General features: G+C 38.0%; 2 protein-coding genes. Both read left to right on the top strand.

Annotated features, from left to right (window positions below):
* A partial coding sequence (gene pcp, locus ABT053_RS43270) for a pyroglutamyl-peptidase I (RefSeq protein WP_502991975.1) occupies positions 1-653 on the top strand: 653 nt, incomplete at its 5' end.
* Between the two features lie 229 nt (positions 654-882).
* The gene (locus tag ABT053_RS43265) at positions 883-1,449 is read left to right on the top strand and encodes a recombinase family protein (protein WP_502991974.1); all 567 of its coding nucleotides are present in this window, start codon (positions 883-885) and stop codon (positions 1,447-1,449) included.
* Positions 1,450-1,669: the final 220 nt, after the last annotated feature.

Genomic DNA, 1,669 nt, shown 5'->3' with positions numbered 1-1,669 from the left:
GAAGCGCAGCCACATCAGCTGCCCGGGGGAGCGGCCCACCCGACGATAAAATTAATCCTGCGATTGAAGCCGTGAAACGTTTGCCGGATGAAATTGCTGGGGCACAAATCGTTAAATTGGAAATTCCGACAAAGTTTAATGTTTCAGCCGATGTCGTTAAAGATGCTATTGCCAAAGAAAAGCCTGACTATGTGTTGAGCATTGGTCAGGCTGGTGGCCGGTTTGAACTCACGCCGGAGCGAGTTGCGATTAACTTGGATGACGGTCGGATTCAAGATAATGCCGGGTATCAGCCACTTAATCACACGATTCATGGCGATGGCGAGAATGCCTACTTTACCCAGTTACCAATTAAGGCCATGGCCAAAGCCATTCGGGAAGCTGGTGTTCCGTCAGCAGTCTCCAACACAGCAGGCACTTACGTCTGCAACCACATTTTTTATCAGGTACAGTATATGCGGGATAAGATGTTTCCCGATATTAAGGCCGGCTTCATGCATATTCCATTTTTGCCGGAACAGGTTGTCACTCGTCCGGAAACACCAGCGTTGTCATTGGATGATGATGTTTTAGGCATCACTGCCGCTATCAAGGCCATCGTGTCCCGTGACGGCAAAGGCGATATCGAAACGATTGAAGGCAAGGATCACTAAAAGCCTGTTTAGTGTTTTTGGACTATTATCAAATAAATAGACATAAAAAAGAAAAGCGTTCTAATCGTTTTTCCTTTTTTATCAGATGTTCAGAAAATGGTCATTTTCTGAACACTCTTCTTTTCTTATTAAGATTATTAAAATCATTTACATTCCTTGTTCATTAACCCGTAATTTATTCTATGTTCATTTATATATATATTTCTAAGTTATGATACAATAAATTAAAATGAAGGAGAAAAAAATGAATATCGGATATGCACGAGTTTCAACTGGACTTCAAAATTTGGATTTACAAAAAGATAGTCTAAAAAAATATAACTGTGAAAAAATATTTACTGATCATATGTCAGGAAGTAAAAAAGATAGACCTGGATTAAAATCCGCGATCGAATTTTCTCGTCCTGGAGACACGATCGTTGTTTGGCGGTTAGATCGATTAGGTAGAAATATGGAGGACCTCATTAATATTGTTAATTCTTTTAATAATAAGGGGGTAAGTTTTCATAGTCTACAAGAAAATATTACAATGGATAAATCAAGTTCGACTGGACAATTGATGTTTCATTTGTTTGCGGCTTTTGCGGAATTTGAGCGAAATCTTATTTTGGAGCGTTCTGCCGCTGGTAGAGAAGCCGCACGTGCAAGAGGACGACTTGGAGGAAGACCTGAGAAATTTTCGGAGCAAGACGTAAAGCTTCTTAAAACCTTGGTAGAAAGTGGTACGCCAATTAAGTCGATTGCGGATTCTTGGGGAGTGTCAAGAACAACGATTTATAGGTATATAAATAAATGAAAATTTTCTCAATCTCCTTATCCCTTACTAGAAGCCTAGTATTGATTAACCGTTCTTTTAATCGTTGTAAATATTTAAAAGCTCCTTTAGTTTCATAAAGGAGCTTTTATTATTAAATTAGAAGCTATTTTTTACTAAGTTATTTATTGGTTTTTACAACTATCATTCCAATTTTTTCATAAATCTTTTTATAATTATTTAGTACCATGAAGAAGCAAAA

The sequence above is a fragment of the Streptosporangium sp. NPDC002524 genome (genome assembly GCF_040295985.1).
Lineage (GTDB): Bacteria > Actinomycetota > Actinomycetes > Streptosporangiales > Streptosporangiaceae > Streptosporangium.
This window is presented reverse-complemented; position numbering and strand designations above follow the sequence as displayed.